The following is a 20,773-nucleotide window of genomic DNA, read 5'->3' as shown; positions in this document are numbered from 1 at the left end:
GCCATGCTGAAGCAAAAAACAAGACACACCATCCGTCTGATTGGTTTCCTGCTTTTTGCTTTCTCATCCGTCACAGCAGCCAGCGCTGCGACCTTTACGAAAATGTGGGATGAAGACACAAAATGCATTCTCAAAATGGAAGGCGAGATCAAGGAAGGCGACTATCAGAAGCTCCTGAATTTGATCGTAACCCCGGACGTTAGAAAAGAAGACCCTAGCAAACCAAAAGAAACCTTCATCTGGTCTGGCTTCAGCAAAGTCGATCCCAGAGGTTATGATGGGGACTACAAACATCGCCGCCTCTGCCTTAATTCCCCAGGCGGCTCGTTCGCTGAAGCTCTCAAGATTGCCAAAATCGTAGATGAAGGACTCGGCACTGTCGTTGAAAAACACCATCGCTGCCTTTCAGCTTGCGCCCTCGTATTCATGTCTGGAAAACACGCAACGGGTGAGGAGGACTTCAAGACCATTGATCGCCATATTCATGCAAAAGCTTCGTTAGGCTTCCACGCCCCCTCTCTTGATCTCGGATTTGAAAACCTACCAATTAAAACTGTTCCAAAAGAACTTGTTAATGCGTCTTATTCAACCGCACTTACCAATTCGAGTGACATTCTAAAGAATCGTGCTCTTCTAAACCTCAGGGACAGCCTCTTCATTACAGTGCTTGAAACGTCGCCGCAGGAGATGTTCTACATTGATACGCCGGGCAAAGCAGCCATGTGGCAGATCGATGTGTACGGCATACCGATTCCAAAACGCATATCACAACAGAATGTCGCACTGGCTTGCGACGCCGCTGCTGCCTACCTGCAAGACCGTTCACTTGGGAAAATCAAGCCCGATTGGCCTTACCAACTTACTGTCGGAGCTTCGAGTGCCAAGGGTGGGGTTAAAAAATTACGCAACACCATAACCGGCATCCGCGAAGGCTACGATGAAGAAGCGAGTTCCACCTGTGAAGTTTCTATCAATCTATCCAATGTGAACAAAAGCAAAGGCCTATTTGAAAAGCTGGGAAGTTTGAAAGTTAATAACGAAAAAAATTTCTTTTATAAAATACGCCCTTTCCAATTCTATCGTCGCTCTGCAAGATTTTCTGACATTCTAAAATCGCAATATTCGCCTGAAATCGGTAAAATTGAAATTCGAAGCAAAGGGATTTGCAGGAAAGTAAATAACCGGAAAATAACTTTGCAAATAAATTGTTCAATGACAAAAGTGATAGATTTATACGGAATTCAATATATAGAGTATACTTGGGCGAAGAATAAACACGCTCGAGTTGTAAAGACCGCCAATTCCATTAAGCTGAACAAGAAAAAAAGCTCTATTCGATGGTCAGTTTCGCCAGATTTTCTCAAAACATTCCCGGATTCGGATGCTGCTATCAAAGAACATGGAGAGTGTCTGTCAATGCCAGGAAGGCTCAATTTCTTTTGCTACGAACAGAAGTCGCCTGAAACAGAAATACGCCCCCAAAAGATATCGCTCAACTAGCGGACAGCAACCTACTCCCCGCGCCCGATGAAGTCGGCCACCTCTTCAAGACTCATGGGGGTGGCGCGGTTGTCATCCAGACGGGAGCGGATGCCCTCAAGATCGTGCACCATGGCATCAAGGCGCTTGACGAGCCGACTGTGCATTGTGGCAGCGAGATCGGGATATTCATCCATCACGCGCCGGAAGAGAATACGCCGGACCTGAACGACCTTCACATCCTCAATCGCGGTCGCCATTGCTGAACGACGGGTTTCGGCGAGCAAAGCCATTTCTCCCACCAAACTACCAACGCCCAGGATCTGGGACTGGGTATCAAGCCCATTTTCCGAAATCGTCATGCGAATCTGGCCTTGCGCGATGACAAAGCCTGAATCCGCCAGATCCCCTTGCCGAAAGATCACCTGTTTGGCCCGATAAGTGCGCGATTCCGCACCAAAGGCAAGCAACCTCAGTTGGTCCTCATTAAATTCTGAGAAAAAGGGCACCCGCCGCAGCAGGTCGATATCACTCGTCAGGCTCATCTGATCTTGTCATTCCGGCATCTGCGGCGAATCGAACAACGCACCGCATGAAAAAAGCACTCATCTATATAGGCGCGTGCTCCCTTGCCTTGTCAAGAAAAGCCGAAGGCGTCCCCAAGCTCTTGCACGCGCGTCGACAACAAGTCACGGAACCAGCTTGTAACCGCCCGCTTCGGTGATCAGAAGCTCCGCATTGGACGGATTTTTTTCGATCTTTTGACGCAGGCGATAGATATGGGTTTCAAGCGTGTGTGTCGTCACACCGGAATTGTACCCCCAAACCTCATGCAAAAGCACATCACGGCTCACCGGTTTGTCACCCGAGCGGTAGAGAAACCTCAGGATCGAAGTCTCCTTTTCGGTCAGGCGTACCTTGCTGCCAGCTTCATCGGCCAGCACTTTGGCGGCCGGTTTGAAGGTGAAACGCCCCACAGCAAAGGTCGCATCTTCGCTGTTTTCATGCTGCCTGAGCTGTGCCCGGATCCGCGCGAGCAAGACGGCGAAGCGAAAGGGCTTGGTGACATAGTCGTTCGCACCAGCCTCCAGCCCCAGAATGGTATCAGAATCGGTGTCATGACCCGTCAACATGATGATCGGTGCCTTGAAATCGCCCTTCCTGAGAAGCTTCACGGCTTCCCGGCCATCCATGTCAGGCAAGCCGACGTCCATGATCAACAGGTCGAAATGATCCGACCGGACGGTCTGAATGCCTTTGGTCGCCGAGGATTCCTCAACGATGTCGAATTCTTCATAAAGCGACAGCTGCTCCACCAACGCTTCGCGCAATTCATCATCATCATCAACCAGCAATATTTTTCGCGCAGTCATTTTTCGCTCCCGGATTGGCCTTCCACAATAGCGCAGCAATTACAGATGTGGAACAGCAAGCCATGATTTTTCGGTACCAATCCTGCCACAAAAGCACCCAATCACTTATGAGTGACAAACCATTGAATGGCTTCAATTAAGGAACGGATGAGCATGATTGCAAGTCACAGCCAATCACGTCCCCGTCATTTGCACTTGATCGCGCATCAATCCTTGCTGAGGAAGAAGGCTCTTTGCCACGAACGCGCGCGGCAAAAGCCGGTGTCATGAAACGCTAAAGCGAAGCCGAAGAGACTAACAGCACTCGAGCTCGACCTTCTCCAGCAGAGCCATCGCGACTTCATCCTGATGCTCCTCGAACAGCTCGCGAATGATATTGATGTGCGAATGAACCACAAACAGCGCATCCCCTGTGGCGGTATCGCCAGCACGGCTTTTTTCGATCTTGCCGAGAAAGGCCTGCCAATAGGGATTGTCGCTGGCCGGGCCGGTCGCCAGACGCTCGATATAGGTGAGAAGGATTTCGGCATTCCGATCACATTCGATGCCCACAAAGCTGACATAGCGATCCGTTTCATGAAGATCTTCGCTCATGATGTTCAATTTCCTATTGCTACTCCATGGACTCGCTCTTGCCACCGAACGACAAGAGCAAGCCGGTACATTGGTCAAGATATTGGCAATGCAAGAAAAATGCCGGTGAGTCATTTGTAACTTAATGACGTCAAACCCTATGGGTTACCACCAAGAAAGACCGGACCGATCATGCGTCTGACGGCTCACCAAACAGACGCCACCGACAAGAAAGCTACACGTCGGACGGCAGACTTGCTACAAATGTCGCGGAATCAACACATCCGCCAAACCTTTTGAAGTCCACTGCCCTATGCCAATCGTCTCTGCTCTCACCATACGAACCGACCCACGCGATCCCGCAAAAGGACTGCTGCAAATGGGCAGTCATGTCTTTCCGGTCGCGTTGGGAAGACGCGGCATGACATCGAAAAAGCGCGAAGGGGACGGTGGCACGCCGATCACAGTAACCAGACCACTTTATGGATTTTATCGCGCAGATCGCGAAAACCGTCCGCGCTCAATCCTGCCCTTCACCCCGATCCATGCCGGGATGGGTTGGTGTGATTCGCCCGATCACGCCAGCTACAACCGTCTGGTACGGCTGCCTTTTTCTACCTCTCACGAGCGGATGATGCGCGAAGATAATCTTTATGATCTGGTGGTTGTTCTCGATATCAACATCACGAAACGCACCAGGAATAAGGGCAGCGCGCTTTTCATGCATGTCGCGCGCGAAGGCTACAAGCCGACAGAAGGCTGTATTGCCCTTGATAAAAGAGATCTGCGCCTGGTGCTCGCCCATATGGGGCCCCAAACGCAGATCCGAATCGTGCGGTGATTTATCAGCTTAAGCCGCAAAATGGGCCTAGATCGAAACCGGCTTTTTGCGATGTCCGAAGATGGCGCTCCCCACCCGGACAAATGTGGACCCCTGTTTGATGGCTTCGCCATAATCGGCGCTCATGCCCATCGACAGGTCCTTGATATCATTGCGCTTGGCAATCTTGCGCAGCAGCTTGAAATGCGCCTTGGGATTGTCGTCAGCTGGTGGAATACACATCAGACCGCGGATGGTGAGACCAAGCTCCACCTTGCAAAAGCCAAGAAAATCATCGGCTTCCTCAGGTAGAATGCCTGCTTTTTGCGGCTCGGACCCGGTGTTGATCTGAACAAACAGATCAACCTGCCGGCTTTGCTTTTCCATTTCCAGTCGAATGGTGCGCGCGATCTTTTTGCGATCCACCGAATGAATGACATCGAACAGAGCAACGGCATCCTTTGCCTTGTTCGATTGAAGTGGGCCGATGAGATGCAGCTCGACACCCTCGAACTCGTCACGCAATTCGGGCCATTTGCCCTTGGCTTCCTGGACCTTGTTCTCACCAAAGACCCTCTGACCGGCCTCAAGTGCCTTTCGGATCACATCAGCATCGAATGTCTTTGAAACAGCGATGAGTGTCACACTATCCTGTGCTCGTTCTGCTTCTTTTTCGCACTCCGCGATGGCCTTGCGAACCTCGGCCAGCTTGGATGATATACCCATCGTCCTTTTTCAAACTCCGACTTGGTGGGACGCCATGAGCGAATCCCGCCCGGCTCTGTCCAGCATTATGCACGACAAATTACCCCCTTCGCATGCACATCGCAAGATTGAACAGGCCCAAAGGGCCGAAATCTGCGAAATGGGTTGACGCAATAGGATAAATCTGGTGAAGGTCAGGCCACTAACGACAAGACAATCGAGGCATTGGCGAAGACCTATGGCGACTGAACGCTACAACGCACGAGAAGCAGAAATCCGCTGGCAACAGACTTGGGATTCCAAGAAAATCTTCCGGACCGAAAACGAAGACCCCCGCCCGAAATACTACGTCCTGGAAATGTTCCCCTACCCGTCTGGACGCATCCACATGGGCCATGTGCGGAACTACACCATGGGCGACGTGGTTGCCCGCTACAAGCGCGCCAAAGGGTTCAACGTTCTGCATCCCATGGGTTGGGATGCTTTCGGCATGCCGGCGGAAAACGCCGCGATGCAGAACAAGATCCATCCCAAGGACTGGACCTACGAAAACATCGCAACGATGCGCGCCCAGCTTCAGCTCATGGGCCTGTCACTGGACTGGGATCGCGAGTTCGCCACCTGCGACGTGGACTATTATCATCGCCAGCAGATGCTGTTTCTCGATTTTGCGGAGAAAGGCCTCGCCTACCGCAAGAATGCCAAGGTCAACTGGGATCCGGTCGATCACACGGTGCTGGCCAACGAGCAGGTTATTGACGGCAAGGGCTGGCGCTCCGGTGCCGAGGTCGAGCAGCGCGAGCTTACCCAGTGGTTTTTCAAGATCACCGACTTCGCCGAAGACCTTTTAGAGGAAATCCAGCATCTCGATCGCTGGCCGGATAAAGTCCGGCTCATGCAGCAGAACTGGATTGGCAAGTCCGAGGGTCTTCAGATCCGCTTCCAACTGACCGAAGAAAGCCATGGTCACTCGGAAATCGAGATCTTCACCACCCGCCCCGACACGCTGTTTGGCGCATCCTTCATGGGTTTGTCCGCCGATCATCCATTGACCAAGGAACTGGCCAAGGACAATCCAGAGCTTCAGGCCTTTGTCGAGCTTTGCCAAAAGATGGGCACGTCTGCGGCCGAACTTGAAACCGCGGAAAAAGTCGGCTTCGATACGGGCCTCGCCGTGGTACATCCGCTCGATCCGGCCATCACCCTGAAGGTCTATGTCGCCAACTTCATCCTCATGGATTATGGCACGGGCGCGATCTTCGCCTGCCCGGCTCATGACCAGCGAGACCTTGATTTTGCTCGCAAATATGATCTTAACGTCACCCCGGTGGTTCTGCCAAAGGGCGAGGACCCCAAAAGCTTTGACGTCGCTGACGAGGCCTACACCGGTGAAGGCACGATCTTCAATTCCGAATTCCTCGATGGCATGTCCATTGCCGACGCTAAAAATGCTGTTGCAGAGAAACTGGAAGCCAACCTCATAGACGGCAAACCTCAGGCCGAACGCAAGGTGCAATATCGCCTGCGCGACTGGGGTATTTCCCGCCAGCGCTATTGGGGCTGCCCTATTCCGATGATCCACTGCGAAGACTGCGGCGTGGTTCCCGAGAAGAAAGAAAATCTGCCGATCAAGCTGCCGGACGACATCAATTTCGACAAACCGGGCAACCCGCTTGACCGTCATCCCACATGGCGCAACTGCACCTGCCCCAACTGTGGCAAACCGGCTCGGCGCGAAACCGACACCATGGACACCTTCGTGGACAGCTCCTGGTATTTCGCCCGCTTCACGGCCCCGCGTCAGGACACGCCGACCGACACCAAAATGGTCGATGAGTGGCTGCCGGTCGATCAGTATATCGGCGGCATCGAGCATGCCATTCTACATCTGCTCTACTCCCGCTTCTTTGCCCGCGCCATGAAGGAAACCGGTCACATGACCGTCAAGGAGCCCTTCAAGGGCCTCTTCACGCAGGGCATGGTCAACCACGAAACCTACAAGGGTAAAGATGGACGCTGGGTCTCCCCCGCAGAAATCACCATACAGGACGCGGATGGAAAGCGCAGCGCAACACACAATGAAACCGGCGAACCCATCACCATCGGCTCCGTCGAGAAGATGTCGAAATCCAAGAAGAATACCGTGGACCCGACCGACATCATCGAGACGTTCGGTGCCGACACGGCCCGCTGGTTCATGCTCTCCGACAGCCCTCCGGAACGCGACGTGATCTGGACCGAAGCCGGCGCCGAAGGGTCTCACCGCTTCATTCAGCGCATCTGGCGCCTTGTCGTTGACAGCGCCGAGTTCATCGGATCGAACATCCCGGCCAAACCGGAGCGCTTCAGCGACGAAGCACTCTCCTTGCGCAAGGCCAGCCACAAGACACTGGCTGCTGTTGAATCCAACATCGAACAGCTGGGCTTCAATCGCTCGGTCGCGCAGATCTACCAGTTGGTCAACAACATCGCCGCCGTGGTCAAGAAAGACAAGCTCGACGCCGATCCATCCCTCGTCTGGGCGCTCAATGAAAGCATGGAGCTGCTCATCATGATGGCCGCGCCAATGATGCCGCATCTGGCAGAAGAATGCTGGAGCCTTCTCGGCAAGGATGGCCTTGTTTCCACCCATGCATGGCCGCAAACCGACAAAGCCATGCTGGTCGAAGACGAATTGACCCTGCCCATTCAGATCAACGGCAAAAAACGCGGCGAAATAACCGTTGCTGCTGATGCAGATCAGGCTACAATCGAGCAGGCCGTTCTGGAATCGGATCCCGTGATCAAGGCTCTGGATGGCAACCAGCCACGCAAGATCATTGTAGTGCCGAAAAGGATCGTCAATGTTGTCGTTTAATCGCAAAGTCAGGGCAGGCTCTCTTTCACTGGTGGCCTGCCTCGGCCTTGGACTGGCTTTGTCGGCCTGTCAGGTGCGTCCGCTCTATTCTACCGCTCCGACGATCACGGATCAGAGCCTGTCGGCGGAGTTGGCGAGCGTTCAGATCGAACCCGCCAACAATCGTGTGGAGCAAGAGATCCGGAACCACCTGATCTTTGCTTTCACCGGCGGTGGAGAAGCAGCCACGCCCGCCTATCGGCTCGACATCGCACTCAAGAACACAAACAACTCCTTTGATATCGAAAACGGAACCGGCCTTGCCAAAACCACGCGCGTCAGCCTGACGGCAACCTACAAGCTCATCAAGATCGCCGATGGCACGATCGCCACGACAGGCTCGAGCTTCTTTACCGCTTCCTTTGCCCGCAGCACGCAGCGCTTTGCCAACGACAGGGCCCTCAGAGACGCGGAAAACCGCGCCGCACAACAGGTCGCCAACGACATCCAGCTTCGGCTTTCAACCTACTTTGTATCGGGCAACTAACGCCCCCAATTAAGCGTTCGAGCAAAGTGCAGAAGCCTCACCAACCGGACACTGGCCTTAAGTGACCGTATCCGGGCGACCATGATCACCAGCCGAGTTGACAGCCACCTGCCAATTCGGCAAATCTTTTCCAACACCGAGTACAGACCCCTCATCAAATAGCCGGAGCGTGGGAACAGGACATGGCGCAAATCAAGGCCAATTTGGTTGACGGTTTCATCGTCAAACCCAACCCTTCCTACAAAGTCATCCTCATTTATGGTCAGGACACGGGCCTGGTTGCCGAACGCGCCGACCGTCTGGCCAAGGTCTATCTCAAGGACAACACTGATCCCTTTGCCATGTTGCGGGTTGATTCGGGCGATATCGCTTCAGATCCCATGCGGCTGGCGGACGAAGCCAACACCATCCCCCTGTTTGGCGGCTGTCGCGTCATCGTTGTTCAGATGAGCTCCAGCAAATCAATCCAGCCGGCTATAGATCCGCTGCTGTCATCGCCGCCTCGCGATGCCTATGTCATCATCAAGGCGGGTGATCTGAAGAAATCCGCCGCTTTGCGTAAGTCCATCGAAAAGGCGCATAGTGCAGTCGCTCTGCCCTGCTATGTCGACGCCCGCGCCGCGCTCAATTCCATTATCGAGGAAGAAATCGCCATTGCCGGGCTGACCCTCACCCGTGAGGCGCGCGAGCTGCTGCTGGACAATCTCGGAGCGGACCGCATGGCCTCTCGCGCAGAGGTCCAGAAGCTGTGTCTTTATGCGATGAATCAGGGCGAAATCACGGAAAAAGACATCGCGGATATCGTCGGGGATGCATCAAACCATCAGCTCGACATGATCATCGATTCAGCCGCACAAGGCCAGATCGGCGATCTTGATTCCCAACTCGAGCAGATCCTCAGAAGTGGCCAGAATCCCGGAGTCATAGGCTCTGCATCCCTCAGGCATTTCCAAATGCTCGAACGATGCCTGCATTTGATGGACAGTGGCGCGTCGCCCCAATCGGCCCTCGACAGGGTCGCACCGATGATCCACTTCAAGCGCAAACCGAACATCCAGTCGCAACTGGTTATCTGGTCCAGCAGTAAGGCGAGCAGAGCCTGCGAATTGCTGGGACAAAGCCTTGCCAACAGCCGCAAGCATTATCCTCTTGCTGAAACCATCATTTCCGAAACGCTTCTGATGATTGCTGCCACCGCCCAGCGCGCTCGCCGATAGCGACGGCCCGCGCATCAGGTCTCAACTTGGCCACTTTGAGATTGCCAAGTCACGCAGGCCGTATCAAACTCGTTTCACGTGAATCCAATTTGGGCACCCTCCCCTTTTTCAAGCAGTCAGTTGTACCGTGATCTCCTCCCGAAAAGACAAAACCAACCCGTCTTTACCGCCGCTGGATGCCCCTTCCCGAGCTCATCGAAACGGCATTCGGTTTGCCTTTCTCACGATGTTTATTGATGCGATGGGCATCGGGTTGATCATGCCCATCATTCCAGACCTCATTCAGGAGGTCTCTTCTGTCAACATCAGCACTGCGGCAATCTATGGAGGCTATCTGGCCTTTGTCTATGCCTTGATGCAGTTTCTCTGTAGCCCAACCCTTGGCAATCTTTCTGATCATTACGGAAGACGGCCGGTGCTTCTTGTCTCCCTTGGCGCCCTCAGCATCGACTATGTCATCATGGGCTTTGCGCCCTCGTTTACGTTGCTGGTACTTGGCCGCTTCGTCGCCGGGGTTGCCGGAGCAACCCACGCCACCGTCTTTGCCTATATTGCAGATGTCTCCACACAGGACAGGCGAGCCAGAAGATTTGGTCTCATCAACGCAGCCTTTGGCCTGGGCTTCATTGCCGGGCCGGTTCTGGGCGGTCTGATTGGTGAGCTCGACACGCGCGCGCCCTTTTTCTTCGCAGCCGGATGTGCAGCGCTCAATTGTCTTTATGGCTGGTTTGCGATGCCAGAAAGCCTGTCGAAAGAAAAAAGACGCCCCTTTTCCCTCAAACGATCCAACCCGATTGGTGCCTTGGTTCAAGTTCTAGCTATCCCCGGTCTGGTCTACCTTTTGTCGGCCTTCTTTCTGTTCAATCTGGCCGGATGGGTTTATCCGACCATCTGGCCCTACTATCTGCGCGAAGCCTTTGATTGGGGCAGCCGGGAAGTGGGAATTTCGCTCGGCATCTACGGCATTTCGAACACCTTGACCCTTATTTTCGTCGTCCAGCTCCTGCTCAGGGTCTTTCGCGAAACCACGATTTCTGTCATTGGAATAGTGTTTCAGGCAGCGACCTTGGTCACACTCCTGTTCGTTGAACAGGGCTGGATCCTGTTTCTTTTCATGCCCATCTGCGCCCTGGAAGGCGTTGCCATTCCGGTGATGCAAAGCCTGATGTCCAGCCGCGTGCCTGACGATGCACAAGGTGAACTACAAGGCGCCATCGCCTCCACCTTGGCATTGAGCACGATTGTCAGCCCGCTGATCATGTCTCAGGCATTTGCCTTTTTCATTGAACCGGGAACCCCCTTTTATCATCCGGCGGGCGCGTTCGGCGTTGCTGCGTTGGTTTCCCTCTTGGCCCTTATTCCCCTTTGGTGGGCCATCTCCTCAACCTCCCGCCTCCAAGAACCAGCGCAATAAAAAAGGGAGCCGAAGCTCCCTTTTCTCAAAATCCATCTTCTAAAGCGGCAGCGATTTGATCAAACCGTCTGCTTTTCCAGAATTTCGATGATCGCATCAAGCTGTTCGAGTGATTTATACTGGATCTTCAATTCGCCACCCTTTTTCTTTGGCGCGATGAAGACATTCCAACCCAGCCGATCCGTCAGGCGTTTTTCAAGCGCCACGGTATCTGCATCTTTTTCCTTCTTCGGCTTGGGCTCTTTCTTGTCAGCAACTTTCTCCTGACCGGCTTTTTCCGCATCGCGCACCGTCATGCCGTCCTCGACGATGCGGCGAGCCAGCTCTTCGGGATTGTCTGCAGTGATCAGAGCGCGGGCATGACCGGCCGTAAGCTCTCCCTGCTTGAGATAATCCTTGATGCTTTCCGGCAGCTTCAAAAGACGCAGGGTATTGGCAACGTGGGACCGGCTTTTACCGATCACATCGGCAAGCTCTGCCTGGGTGTAGTCGAACTGTTCGATGAGCTGATCATATCCAAGCGCCTCTTCGAGAGCGTTGAGATCCGAGCGTTGAACGTTTTCGATAATGGCAAGTTCGAGCGCTTCTTTATCGCTGACTTCATGAATAAGAACAGGCACTTCATGAAGACCCGCTCCCTGAGCAGCACGCCAGCGTCGTTCACCGGCGATAATCTCAAAGGAATCGTCCTCCCCTTCCACCGGACGGCAGAGGATCGGCTGCATAATGCCTTTTTCCTTGACCGACTTGGTCAGATCATCAAGATCCCCTTGCGCAAAGTCGCGCCGTGGATTGCGAGGGTTGGGACGCAAGAATTCAATTGGAATTCTGCGTTGGGACCGTGCCCGCTCGACCGCCTGAGCTTCGTTGTCAATATCCCCGATGAGGGCAGCCAGCCCTCGGCCCAGACGTTTTCCTTCAGTTGCTTTCTTCACCATTTTGTCCGCATTCTAACTGGACCCGCGCGTCATGACCTCAATGCCGCGACCCCAATTCCTCTCATGATAGATAGACCCATGGCCATCTCAGGCCGCCTTGTTCCTAAGCTTTTTCTCTCGCTGGATGATTTCCGACGCCAGTTTCAGATAGGCCTGACTGCCCGAGCATTTCAGATCATAGAGCAATGCAGGCTTGCCGTAAGACGGCGCTTCCGAAATTCTGACATTTCGCGGAATGATCGTGTCGTAAACCTTATCCCCCATATGTTCACGCACATCATCAACGACCTGATTGGAGAGATTGTTGCGGCTGTCATACATGGTCATCACGATGCCATGGATCGACAGTTCCGGATTGAGCGCGCCCTTCACCTGATTGACGGTCTGGATCAACTGGGTCAGACCCTCAAGGGCAAAAAACTCGCATTGCAACGGCACCAGAATGGAATGCGCGGCCGCCATCGCGTTGATCGTCAAAAGGTTGAGCGACGGCGGGCAGTCGATCAGCACATAGGTGAACCGCTTATCCTCGGGTATCGTGTCACCGAGTGCACCATGCTGTTGCAGCACATTGCGAAGTCGGTAGGCGCGATCCTTATCGGTTGAAATTTCCTGTTCAAGACCCAGAAGGTCCATGGTCGAGGCAGCAACAGAGAGACGCGGAACGGCGGTCGGAATGGCCGCCTCCAGCAAAGTGGCCTCGTTGAGCAGCAATTCTGCAGTTGAAATCTGGCGCGCTTTGCGATCGATACCAAGGCCGGTGCTGGCGTTACCCTGCGGATCAACGTCAACGATCAGCACCGTCTCGCCAATGGCCGCCAGCGCTGTGCCCAGATTGATTGCTGTCGTGGTTTTCCCGACGCCGCCCTTCTGGTTGGCAAGGGTCAAAACACGGGGAGAGTCGGGCAGTGAACTCATAAAGTGGCCTCACTTTGCATCTGTTTCACTATGCGTCTTTTGATGATAAGCGGTGCAGTATGACGATTCGCGCATCCGGATCTGTCCTGCTCTGCTTTTGTACCAGATCTGCGTTCCAGCGCACACTGGCCTCTTCCAATTCTCGATCAAAGTCCCGACCTTTGTGGAAAACACCAGCACACCCCTTTGACAAAAACGGATGAACAAAATCACACAGATTATCGAAAGATGTGAGTGCTCTCGCACTGATCGCCTCAACGGGCCGATCCCAACTGCCTAGGACCTTTTCGATCCGGTCATTGTGAACCGTAACCTTGACACCGATCTCCCGGGCCGCTGTCCTCAGAAAACTTGCCTTCCGGCCGTTGCTTTCGATGAGGTTTACCGAATAATCCTCGCCTTGTTGATCCAGCAAAACTGCTGTCACAAGACCAGGAAACCCGGCACCCGACCCAAGATCAATCCAGTGCTTTGCCTGGGGATAATTTGCGTATATCTGTGCACTGTCAGCAATGTGCCTCAACCAGATATCATTAAGTGTTTTTGGGGCAACGAGATTTTGGGCTGGTTGCCATTTTCTGATGATCGCTTCATATATCCCCAGCTTGTGGATAGATTCACGTGAAACAGGAAACATCTCTTCTAGGATAGCAAGACCGCGAGCCTTACTGTCGTGAGTTTCAAACCCGCTTGTCATATCAAGATACCCGCTTACTATGGGCCAGAACCAGCGTCAGGGCTGCCGGCGTCATGCCATCAACGCGAGACGCCTGACCAAGGGTCTGCGGACGCACCAGAGACAGCTTCTGCTTCAATTCGTTCGATAGCCCGTTGATATTGTTGAAGTCGAGCGCAGTGGGAATAGCCAGTGCCTCGTCCTTCTGGAACGTCTCTATGTCACTGGTCTGCCGCTCCATATAGACCTGATACAGTGCCTCTATCTCGAGCTGCCGACTGATAGCTTCGGAAAAATTGCCGAACTCTGGCCAGATCGTCGTCAAGCACTTAAGATCCAGGTCTGGATAAGCGAGAAGCTCAAAGGCGCTGCGCCGCTGACCATCCTTGTTGATCTTGAGTCCGACCTGCTCCGCTTCATTTGGGGTCAGGGACTTATCCTTTGCGAGCGCCATGATTGCATCAAGAGATTGTTTCTTGTCAGCAAAAGCCTTGCGCCGTTCGTTATCAATCAAACCCCAACCATCAGCCTTTGCCGTCAACCGTTGGTCCGCATTGTCAGCACGCAGAGACAAACGATATTCCGCGCGCGACGTGAACATCCGATAGGGTTCGGCAACACCGCGCGTCACCAGATCGTCAATCATCACACCGATATAGGCCTCAGACCTCGACAGCACGACGCCGTCTTGATCGCCACACAAACGCGCCGCATTCAGACCAGCAATCAGCCCTTGCGCGCCCGCCTCCTCATATCCGGTTGTCCCGTTGATCTGACCCGCAAGGAAAAGTCCTCCAACCCGCTTGGTTTCAAGCGTTGCCTTCAATTCGGTCGGATCGATATAGTCATATTCGATCGCATAGCCATACTGTTGAATTTCAACGGATTCCAGCCCGGGTATCGAGCGAATGTAAGCATCCTGCACGTCCTCCGGCAAAGAGGTCGAAATACCATTCGGATAAACCGTATTGACGTCAAGGCCTTCAGGTTCCAGAAAAATCTGGTGACCATCCCGCTCTCCGAAGCGATTGATCTTGTCTTCGATGGAGGGACAATAGCGTGGCCCCGTCCCTTCAATCTTGCCTGAATACATCGCGGATTTGTGCATATTCTCGCGAATGATCTGATGCGTCTTTTCAGTGGTGCGCGTGATATGGCAATTAATCTGGGGCGAAGAAATTGCGCTGGTGAGATAGGAAAAGGCCACAGGCACCGCATCACCCGGCTGCACACCAAGCGATGAATAGTCAATCGTATCCCCATTGAGCCGTGCCGGTGTCCCGGTTTTCAGCCGACCAAGACGAAAATTCTCCGACATCATACGTAAAGACAGATCGTTGGCAGCCGGATCGCCCATACGCCCGGCGGAAAAGCTTCTCTCACCGATATGAATAAGCCCACGCAAAAATGTCCCGGTCGTCAAAACCACGGCACCGCACGGAACATTGCGACCATCCGATAAAGAAACCCCAGCGATCTGTCCTTCAACAATCGACAGATCAGCAACCTCTTCTTCGATCACGGTCAGGTTGGGCGTCGCGAACAACAGATCCTGCACCGCTTGACGATAAAGCTTGCGATCGGCCTGCGCCCGAGGCCCCTGCACTGCTGGACCCTTCCGGCGATTAAGCAGACGGAACTGGATCCCACCACGGTCCGCGGCCAGTCCCATCAAGCCGCCAAGCGCATCAATCTCGCGCACAAGATGCCCCTTACCGAGACCACCGATCGCCGGATTACAGGACATCACACCAATTTTGTCGCGACTATGGGTCACGAGCGCCACTTTGGCACCCGAACGCGCTGCCGCGGCAGCAGCCTCTGTACCGGCGTGACCGCCACCAACAACAACCACATCAAACTGGGTCATATATTCTCTCACCTATCCGGACTTAGGCCCGGCTCGTTTTTGCTACAGGACCGCATTCCCTGCCCCGAACCCACTATCTTCAAACTTTGTTAAAGAATCGCAGCTAAACCTGAGATCCACACTATACGGATTCACGTGAAACCGCTCTAGCCCCTAAAATGGCGAAAAACCGCGATTCACGTGAAACAGGCAAAGGTGGAATGGTAAAAATTTCGCGACTCACCGATTCACGTGAAACACAGAGTCAATCGCAAAATTCAAAAACGCTGTTTCACGTGAAACGATCCACTATTTGCCCACACAGAACTGTGAAAAAATCACGCCGAGCATCTCCTCGACATCAATTCTTCCAGTGATTTTCCCCAATGAATCCCCAGCCGTGCGCAAGAATTCAGAGCGAATTTCCAGTGGTGAATCTGAGTAGATAAGCGCTTTATCCACATTATCCACACATTCACGCAAATATGTCTCATGTCTTTTGCGAGTAATCAGCACATCTTCTGCACCGTTAAAGGATTCTTTAATTTGTTTCACAAACGAATCGTAAAAGTTGGCCATCCCTAACCCAGTCTTAACAGCAACAGAAAACTCCTCTTCTGCACCTGAATTGACGGGCTTCGTTTCTGATCCGATTCGATCCTGCTTGTTAAACAAAACCATGCGACGCGCTCGGCTTTTCACCTCAACACGTTTATCGACCGAGCTGGCATCGACGATCTCAATCAACAGATCCGCATGTTCGCTCTTTTCAAGCGCGCGCCGAATCCCTTCCCGCTCGACAAGATTCTCTGCCTCGCGCAGCCCGGCCGTATCGATCATCGTCACCGGATAGCCAGCAATATCGAGATGCAGCTCCAAAAGATCGCGCGTTGTGCCCGCTTCCTCTGTCACAATAGCAACATCACGCTTGGCAAACCAATTGAGCAAGGATGACTTCCCGGCATTGGGATGCCCGACCAGAACAACGGTCATGCCATTGCGCAATCGTTCGCCGTGATCTGCGCGAGACAGATGGTCCTCGATTTCGTATTTCAAGGCATCAAGCTTGAGCCAGATCACATCCGATACGCTGCCCGGCACATCCTCCTCATCGGCAAAATCAAGTTCAGCCTCGATCATACTGCGGGCATAGAGAAGCACATCGCGCCATCCATCAATGACGCTTCGGTGCGCCCCACTGGCCTGGCGCATGGCCTGCTTGCGCTGATTTTCCGTATCCGCATCAATCAGATCGGCCAACCCCTCAATCTCGGTCAGATCGAACTTGCCATTTTCAAACGCCCGACGCGCGAATTCGCCCGCTTCAGCCAGTCGGCAGCCCTCAAAGGATCCGAGTAGATCGATCATGGCCTTGACGATTGCCCGTCCGCCATGGAGATGAAACTCGACCGTATCCTCTCCGGTGAAAGATTTCTCACCAGGAAAAGAGAGCACCAGTGCCTGATCAATCACATCACCAGTCGCCGGATCAGTCACATAGCGCAGCGCGGCAAGTCTGGGTTTCGGCTCCGAATCAATCAAGGTCATCATGACGGCATGCGCCTTCGGACCTGAAATCCGAACGACTGCAACGCCAGCCGGCACAGGACCGCTCGACAGGGCAAAGATGGTATCGCGACTCATTGTTTCATCCTGATGGCCGGGATGATGCCGGCTCAATCTTGTCTTCAGGAAACGCAGATCATTTCAAGTCCGAATCGATCAAACCTGCCACAATGATCAGGGGCAATCAGCCAGCGGAGGATCTGCGGGATAAAGAAGTCGGGACAAAAGAAAGCCGCCCGACCCATGTCAGACGGCTTTCTAGTCTTTCCTGATCTCCACGGCAAGCCCCAATATGAGGCTCTGGGCGGTATCAGGTGTTCATATTGTCGAAGAACTCGGCATTGTCTTTGGTTGACCGGAGTTTATCGAGCAGGAATTCGATCCCATCGACATTGCTCATGGCCCCAAGGATACGGCGCAGAACAAAGACTTTCTGCAGTTCCTTGCGGTCCACCATGATCTCTTCCTTACGGGTACCGGATTTGAGAATATCCATGGCCGGGAAGATACGCTTGTCGGAAACCTTGCGATCCAGGACAATCTCGGCATTGCCGGTGCCCTTGAATTCCTCGAAGATCACTTCGTCCATACGACTGCCGGTATCGATAAGGGCGGTTGCGATGATCGTCAAAGACCCGCCTTCCTCGATGTTACGGGCCGCACCAAAGAAGCGTTTCGGGCGCTGAAGTGCATTGGCATCAACACCGCCGGTCAACACCTTGCCCGAAGACGGGATAACGGTGTTGTAGGCACGGCCAAGACGGGTGATCGAATCGAGCAGAATGACCACATCGCGACCATGCTCAACCAGACGCTTCGCCTTTTCGATGACCATTTCGGCGACCTGAACGTGACGGGATGCCGGTTCGTCAAAGGTGGACGAAACCACTTCTCCATTCACAGTCCGCTTCATGTCCGTCACCTCTTCGGGACGTTCATCAATCAGAAGAACGATAAGACAGCTGTCCGGATGATTGGCAGTGATCGACTTGGCGAGGTTCTGCAGCAATACCGTTTTACCCGTCCGCGGCGGCGCCACGATCAGAGCACGCTGGCCCTTGCCAAGAGGCGCAACCAGATCAATCACACGACTAGACATGTCTTTGCCGGTCGGATCCGTGGATTCCAGCTTGAATCGGTCTTCGGGGTGAAGCGGTGTCAGGTTATCGAAATGAACCTTGTGACGCGCTGCATCAGGATCCTCGAAGTTGACGGTGTTCACCTTCAACAGGGCAAAATAGCGCTCGCCCTCTTTCGGGCTGCGAATATGCCCTTCGACCGTATCACCGGTGCGAAGAGAAAACCGTCTGATCTGAGATGGAGAAATATAGATATCATCCGGACCGGGCAGATAATTGGCGTCGGGTGAGCGCAGAAAGCCAAAGCCGTCCTGCAGCACTTCGACGACGCCCTCGCCGATGATGTCAGTATCTCTGTCTGCCAATTGTTTGAGAATCGCAAACAACAGTTCCTGCTTTCGCAGCGTACTGGCGTTTTCGACCTCGAGCTCTTCGGCAAAATTCAATAGCTCTGTTGGGGATTTTTTTTTGAGTTCTTTTAGTTTCATTTCGCGCATAGCGAAACTCTCTTAAAGGTAAGCAACCAGGGGAAAAGGAGTAGGGAGAGTACAAAGCGCCAATCTAGGCTAAACTTTGTTGTCTTGAAAGCGAAGAAGAATAAATGCTTTCCCGACTTATCGTTTTGTCACGATTTCGGCGACCATAGCCGCAACCTAGGTCTGTAGCAAGTGCAAATGAGTTAAAAATGAACTTCCAGACCCGATCAGGAAGATTTCCTTGGCTTTTTCGCAGTTTCCCTATCCAAAAGACGGAATTTAGAACGGTTTAACAACAGCCAATATGACGATCGCAATCATCAGCAAAGTCGGGATTTCGTTGAAATAGCGATAGAAGACATGGTCTTTCTGATTCGCATCCGCTGCAAAAACGCGTACGTAACGCGCACACACCATATGGTACCCGGTCATCGCGAAAACAAGGACAAACTTGATATGGAGCCAGATCGCATCGCTTGACCAAATCTCATGCGGGAAGGCGAGCCAGAGACCAAAAATCCAGGTAGCAATCAAGGAAGGGTTCATGATTCCCTTCAATAGCCGACGCTCCATGATCTTGAAGGTCTCTGATTGATCAGTCCCCACCTCTGTCTGGGCGTGATAGACGAAAAGCCGCGGCAAATAGAAAATTCCGGCCATCCAGGTGATGACCGAAATAATGTGAAGGGCCTTGGTCCACGAGTAGTCAAGGAACTGGAAAAACTCCATCATATTCTCTTTCAAGCCAGATCGGTCGACATCCGGAACAATAGCTCACCGAAATGCTTCTTATCAGCGAGCATAGGACCGCACACGGTTGATCAGCTGATGCACCAGATCGATGTTTCCTTGCGGGGTGATACCATGGCCAAGATTGAAAATGAAAGGCCCATCACTCCAGGCTTCCATAATACGATCAATTGCCTCATCGAGATCCTTGCCGCCGGTAATCAGCAATGTCGGATCCAGATTGCCCTGAAGAGCGACCTTGCCCTGCAGCTCATCCCGGGCCCAATCGAGCGGAACAGTCCAGTCCAGCCCGATCGCATTCACCTTTGTTGCCTCGATGAAGCCATGAAGCCTCTGAGCCGCTCCCTTGGGAAAGCCGATGATCTTGGCATCAGGAACCTCTGCCCGCACACCCTTGACGATTCGGGCGATTGGATCCTGCGATGCTGACAGGAACAACGCATCATCGAGAACACCAGCCCAACTGTCGAAAATCTGAACCGCATCCGCGCCCGAGCGCAATTGTTTGACGAGATAGAGGATCGACGCGTCGACCAGCACATCCATCAAATGCTTGAAAGCTTCGGGTTCGCGCCGGGCAAATAGCCGCGCGGGTGCCTGATCAGGGGTTCCCTGCCCAGCAATCATGTAGGTCGCTACGGTCCAGGGAGCACCACAAAACCCAAGAAAGGTCGTTTCATCCGGCAAGGTATCACGAACACGCTCGACCGCCTCGAACACCGGTTGAAGGCGCTTAAGCACCAAAGAGGGATCAAGATCAGCAACTTCCGAAGGAGAAATGGGATCGAGCTTCGGGCCTTCCCCTTGAACAAACCGGACTGAACGCCCAAGTGCATCAGGAATGACCAGAATGTCGGAAAAGAGAATGGCTGCATCAAAACCAAACCGCCGAATGGGCTGCATCGTTACTTCGGTCGCCAATTCGGGATTGTAGCAAAGATCCAGGAAGCTGCCTGCTTCGGCACGGGTTGCCCGATATTCTGGTAAATACCGCCCAGCTTGCCGCATGAGCCATATGGGTGGAATCTGTTCTTTCTTCCCCGAAAGAACATTTAGGAGGCGTCGGTTGGTCACGATTCTGTCCCTCTGTTTTGACGCTCACATCTGAGCATGTTCATCCCCAAAAACCCAATAAATAATTTCTATTTTAAGAGTCTGTTTATTCTTTTAGGCAGTGGATAGCGGGATATCTTTTTCACCCACATTTCACCCACATCACATCTTGGAAAACCATCGCGGTTGGGTATTAAGGCTTTCTTAACCGACTCGGGAATTGCGGGGACAAATCAGAATCCTCAAGGAATCCAGAACGCTTTGTTGCGTCACAAATTGATAAGCTGTGTGGGACTTGTGGTAGCGGATTCTGCAAAGCTTGTGCATTAATTGTTTGTTAACCTTCGTAAACGGAGTGTTAACAAACCAGCCTCCGCGCAGATCGTTCTGGGGACGAATCTATGGGCAACGGGCATGAAAAACCCGACCCTCGCAAAAGCAGCCGTTTGTCCCCTGATTCCCACAGGGCTGCCGCAAGCTGGGGAGGAATCGACAGGCGCGCGA

General features: G+C 53.2%; 18 protein-coding genes. 6 read left to right on the top strand and 12 right to left on the bottom strand.

Going from position 1 to position 20,773, the window contains the following annotated elements; genetic code table 11:
* Positions 1 to 3 precede the first annotated feature (3 nt).
* Positions 4 to 1,500 carry a hypothetical protein gene (locus CPH65_RS03540; protein WP_096172155.1) on the top strand — a complete coding sequence of 499 codons (1,497 nt, stop codon included), beginning with the start codon at positions 4 to 6 and terminating at the stop codon, positions 1,498 to 1,500.
* A gap of 11 nt (positions 1,501 to 1,511) precedes the next feature.
* Here CPH65_RS03540 and CPH65_RS03535 read toward each other — a convergent pair whose 3' ends face one another.
* From CPH65_RS03535 to cowN, 3 genes are all read right to left on the bottom strand, one after another.
* On the bottom strand, positions 1,512 to 2,024 hold the full coding sequence (locus tag CPH65_RS03535) for a Crp/Fnr family transcriptional regulator (RefSeq protein ID WP_096172154.1): 513 nt from the start codon (positions 2,022 to 2,024) through the stop codon (positions 1,512 to 1,514).
* A 144-nt stretch (positions 2,025 to 2,168) separates the two neighbouring features.
* Positions 2,169 to 2,852, bottom strand: coding sequence for a response regulator transcription factor (locus tag CPH65_RS03530; protein ID WP_096172153.1), 684 nt, complete (start codon positions 2,850 to 2,852; stop codon positions 2,169 to 2,171).
* Positions 2,853 to 3,146: 294 nt separating this feature from the next.
* Positions 3,147 to 3,446, bottom strand: a complete 300-nt coding sequence (gene cowN, locus CPH65_RS03525; RefSeq protein ID WP_096172152.1) for a N(2)-fixation sustaining protein CowN — start codon at positions 3,444 to 3,446, stop codon at positions 3,147 to 3,149.
* A 358-nt stretch (positions 3,447 to 3,804) separates the two neighbouring features.
* Here cowN and CPH65_RS03520 point away from each other — a divergent pair, with 358 nt between their 5' ends.
* Positions 3,805 to 4,266: a L,D-transpeptidase gene (locus CPH65_RS03520; protein ID WP_244574533.1), complete on the top strand. Its 462-nt coding sequence runs from the start codon at positions 3,805 to 3,807 to the stop codon at positions 4,264 to 4,266.
* A 27-nt stretch (positions 4,267 to 4,293) separates the two neighbouring features.
* On the opposite strand, the gene CPH65_RS03515 is transcribed toward CPH65_RS03520, so the two are convergent.
* Positions 4,294 to 4,971, bottom strand: coding sequence for a YggS family pyridoxal phosphate-dependent enzyme (locus CPH65_RS03515; protein WP_096172150.1), 678 nt, complete (start codon positions 4,969 to 4,971; stop codon positions 4,294 to 4,296).
* 217 nt (positions 4,972 to 5,188) lie between these two features.
* On the opposite strand from CPH65_RS03515, the gene leuS reads away from it, so the two are divergent.
* From leuS to CPH65_RS03495, 4 genes are all read left to right on the top strand, one after another.
* Positions 5,189 to 7,807, top strand: a complete 2,619-nt coding sequence (leuS, locus tag CPH65_RS03510; RefSeq protein WP_096172149.1) for a leucine--tRNA ligase — start codon at positions 5,189 to 5,191, stop codon at positions 7,805 to 7,807.
* Positions 7,794 to 8,333: an LPS assembly lipoprotein LptE gene (lptE, locus tag CPH65_RS03505; RefSeq protein WP_096172148.1), complete on the top strand. Its 540-nt coding sequence runs from the start codon at positions 7,794 to 7,796 to the stop codon at positions 8,331 to 8,333. Before leuS ends, lptE begins: the two co-directional genes overlap by 14 nt.
* A 182-nt stretch (positions 8,334 to 8,515) precedes the next feature.
* Complete coding sequence (gene holA, locus CPH65_RS03500; RefSeq protein WP_096172147.1) at positions 8,516 to 9,550, top strand: DNA polymerase III subunit delta; 1,035 nt, start codon at positions 8,516 to 8,518, stop codon at positions 9,548 to 9,550.
* Between the two features lie 226 nt (positions 9,551 to 9,776).
* A complete protein-coding gene (locus CPH65_RS03495) occupies positions 9,777 to 10,964 on the top strand; it encodes a TCR/Tet family MFS transporter (RefSeq protein WP_096172146.1) in 1,188 nt (395 codons plus the stop codon).
* 59 nt (positions 10,965 to 11,023) lie between these two features.
* Here the strand turns inward: CPH65_RS03495 and CPH65_RS03490 are convergent, their stop codons facing one another.
* The 8 genes from CPH65_RS03490 to hemE form a co-directional block, all read right to left on the bottom strand.
* Positions 11,024 to 11,902: a ParB/RepB/Spo0J family partition protein gene (locus CPH65_RS03490; protein WP_096172145.1), complete on the bottom strand. Its 879-nt coding sequence runs from the start codon at positions 11,900 to 11,902 to the stop codon at positions 11,024 to 11,026.
* A gap of 87 nt (positions 11,903 to 11,989) precedes the next feature.
* Entirely contained in the window at positions 11,990 to 12,820 is an 831-nt protein-coding gene (locus CPH65_RS03485; protein ID WP_096172144.1) for a ParA family protein, read from the bottom strand.
* A 28-nt stretch (positions 12,821 to 12,848) separates the two neighbouring features.
* Positions 12,849 to 13,517, bottom strand: coding sequence for a 16S rRNA (guanine(527)-N(7))-methyltransferase RsmG (gene rsmG, locus CPH65_RS03480; RefSeq protein WP_197703952.1), 669 nt, complete (start codon positions 13,515 to 13,517; stop codon positions 12,849 to 12,851).
* A 1-nt stretch (position 13,518) separates the two neighbouring features.
* Positions 13,519 to 15,366: a tRNA uridine-5-carboxymethylaminomethyl(34) synthesis enzyme MnmG gene (gene mnmG / locus CPH65_RS03475; protein ID WP_096172143.1), complete on the bottom strand. Its 1,848-nt coding sequence runs from the start codon at positions 15,364 to 15,366 to the stop codon at positions 13,519 to 13,521.
* A gap of 288 nt (positions 15,367 to 15,654) precedes the next feature.
* Entirely contained in the window at positions 15,655 to 16,989 is a 1,335-nt protein-coding gene (gene mnmE / locus CPH65_RS03470; RefSeq protein ID WP_096172142.1) for a tRNA uridine-5-carboxymethylaminomethyl(34) synthesis GTPase MnmE, read from the bottom strand.
* A 232-nt stretch (positions 16,990 to 17,221) separates the two neighbouring features.
* A complete protein-coding gene (gene rho, locus CPH65_RS03460) occupies positions 17,222 to 18,487 on the bottom strand; it encodes a transcription termination factor Rho (RefSeq protein WP_096172140.1) in 1,266 nt (421 codons plus the stop codon).
* A gap of 258 nt (positions 18,488 to 18,745) precedes the next feature.
* Entirely contained in the window at positions 18,746 to 19,198 is a 453-nt protein-coding gene (hemJ, locus tag CPH65_RS03455; RefSeq protein ID WP_244574532.1) for a protoporphyrinogen oxidase HemJ, read from the bottom strand.
* 60 nt (positions 19,199 to 19,258) lie between these two features.
* The gene (gene hemE / locus CPH65_RS03450; protein WP_096172139.1) at positions 19,259 to 20,290 is read right to left on the bottom strand and encodes a uroporphyrinogen decarboxylase; all 1,032 of its coding nucleotides are present in this window, start codon (positions 20,288 to 20,290) and stop codon (positions 19,259 to 19,261) included.
* Between the last annotated feature and the right edge of the window lie 483 nt (positions 20,291 to 20,773).

The sequence above is a fragment of the Cohaesibacter sp. ES.047 genome (assembly GCF_900215505.1).
Classification (GTDB): Bacteria; Pseudomonadota; Alphaproteobacteria; order Rhizobiales; family Cohaesibacteraceae; genus Cohaesibacter.
The sequence above is the reverse complement of the archived record's forward strand: the minus strand, read 5'-3'. Positions and strand labels throughout refer to the sequence as shown.

Bases quoted from the DNA above. Each gene is read 5' to 3' on its own strand.
- CPH65_RS03495 (WP_096172146.1), top strand. From the start codon at position 9,777: ATGTTTATTGATGCGATGGGCATCGGGTTGATCATGCCCATCATTCCA.
- rho (WP_096172140.1), bottom strand. From the start codon at position 18,487: ATGCGCGAAATGAAACTAAAAGAACTCAAAAAAAAATCCCCAACAGAG.
- mnmG (WP_096172143.1), bottom strand. From the start codon at position 15,366: ATGACCCAGTTTGATGTGGTTGTTGTTGGTGGCGGTCACGCCGGTACA.
- leuS (WP_096172149.1), top strand. From the start codon at position 5,189: ATGGCGACTGAACGCTACAACGCACGAGAAGCAGAAATCCGCTGGCAA.
- holA (WP_096172147.1), top strand. From the start codon at position 8,516: ATGGCGCAAATCAAGGCCAATTTGGTTGACGGTTTCATCGTCAAACCC.
- CPH65_RS03520 (WP_244574533.1), top strand. From the start codon at position 3,805: ATGGGCAGTCATGTCTTTCCGGTCGCGTTGGGAAGACGCGGCATGACA.
- CPH65_RS03530 (WP_096172153.1), bottom strand. From the start codon at position 2,852: ATGACTGCGCGAAAAATATTGCTGGTTGATGATGATGATGAATTGCGC.
- cowN (WP_096172152.1), bottom strand. From the start codon at position 3,446: ATGAGCGAAGATCTTCATGAAACGGATCGCTATGTCAGCTTTGTGGGC.
- CPH65_RS03535 (WP_096172154.1), bottom strand. From the start codon at position 2,024: ATGAGCCTGACGAGTGATATCGACCTGCTGCGGCGGGTGCCCTTTTTC.
- CPH65_RS03540 (WP_096172155.1), top strand. From the start codon at position 4: ATGCTGAAGCAAAAAACAAGACACACCATCCGTCTGATTGGTTTCCTG.
- CPH65_RS03490 (WP_096172145.1), bottom strand. From the start codon at position 11,902: ATGGTGAAGAAAGCAACTGAAGGAAAACGTCTGGGCCGAGGGCTGGCT.
- rsmG (WP_197703952.1), bottom strand. From the start codon at position 13,517: ATGACAAGCGGGTTTGAAACTCACGACAGTAAGGCTCGCGGTCTTGCT.
- lptE (WP_096172148.1), top strand. From the start codon at position 7,794: ATGTTGTCGTTTAATCGCAAAGTCAGGGCAGGCTCTCTTTCACTGGTG.
- mnmE (WP_096172142.1), bottom strand. From the start codon at position 16,989: ATGAGTCGCGATACCATCTTTGCCCTGTCGAGCGGTCCTGTGCCGGCT.
- CPH65_RS03485 (WP_096172144.1), bottom strand. From the start codon at position 12,820: ATGAGTTCACTGCCCGACTCTCCCCGTGTTTTGACCCTTGCCAACCAG.
- hemJ (WP_244574532.1), bottom strand. From the start codon at position 19,198: ATGATGGAGTTTTTCCAGTTCCTTGACTACTCGTGGACCAAGGCCCTT.
- CPH65_RS03515 (WP_096172150.1), bottom strand. From the start codon at position 4,971: ATGGGTATATCATCCAAGCTGGCCGAGGTTCGCAAGGCCATCGCGGAG.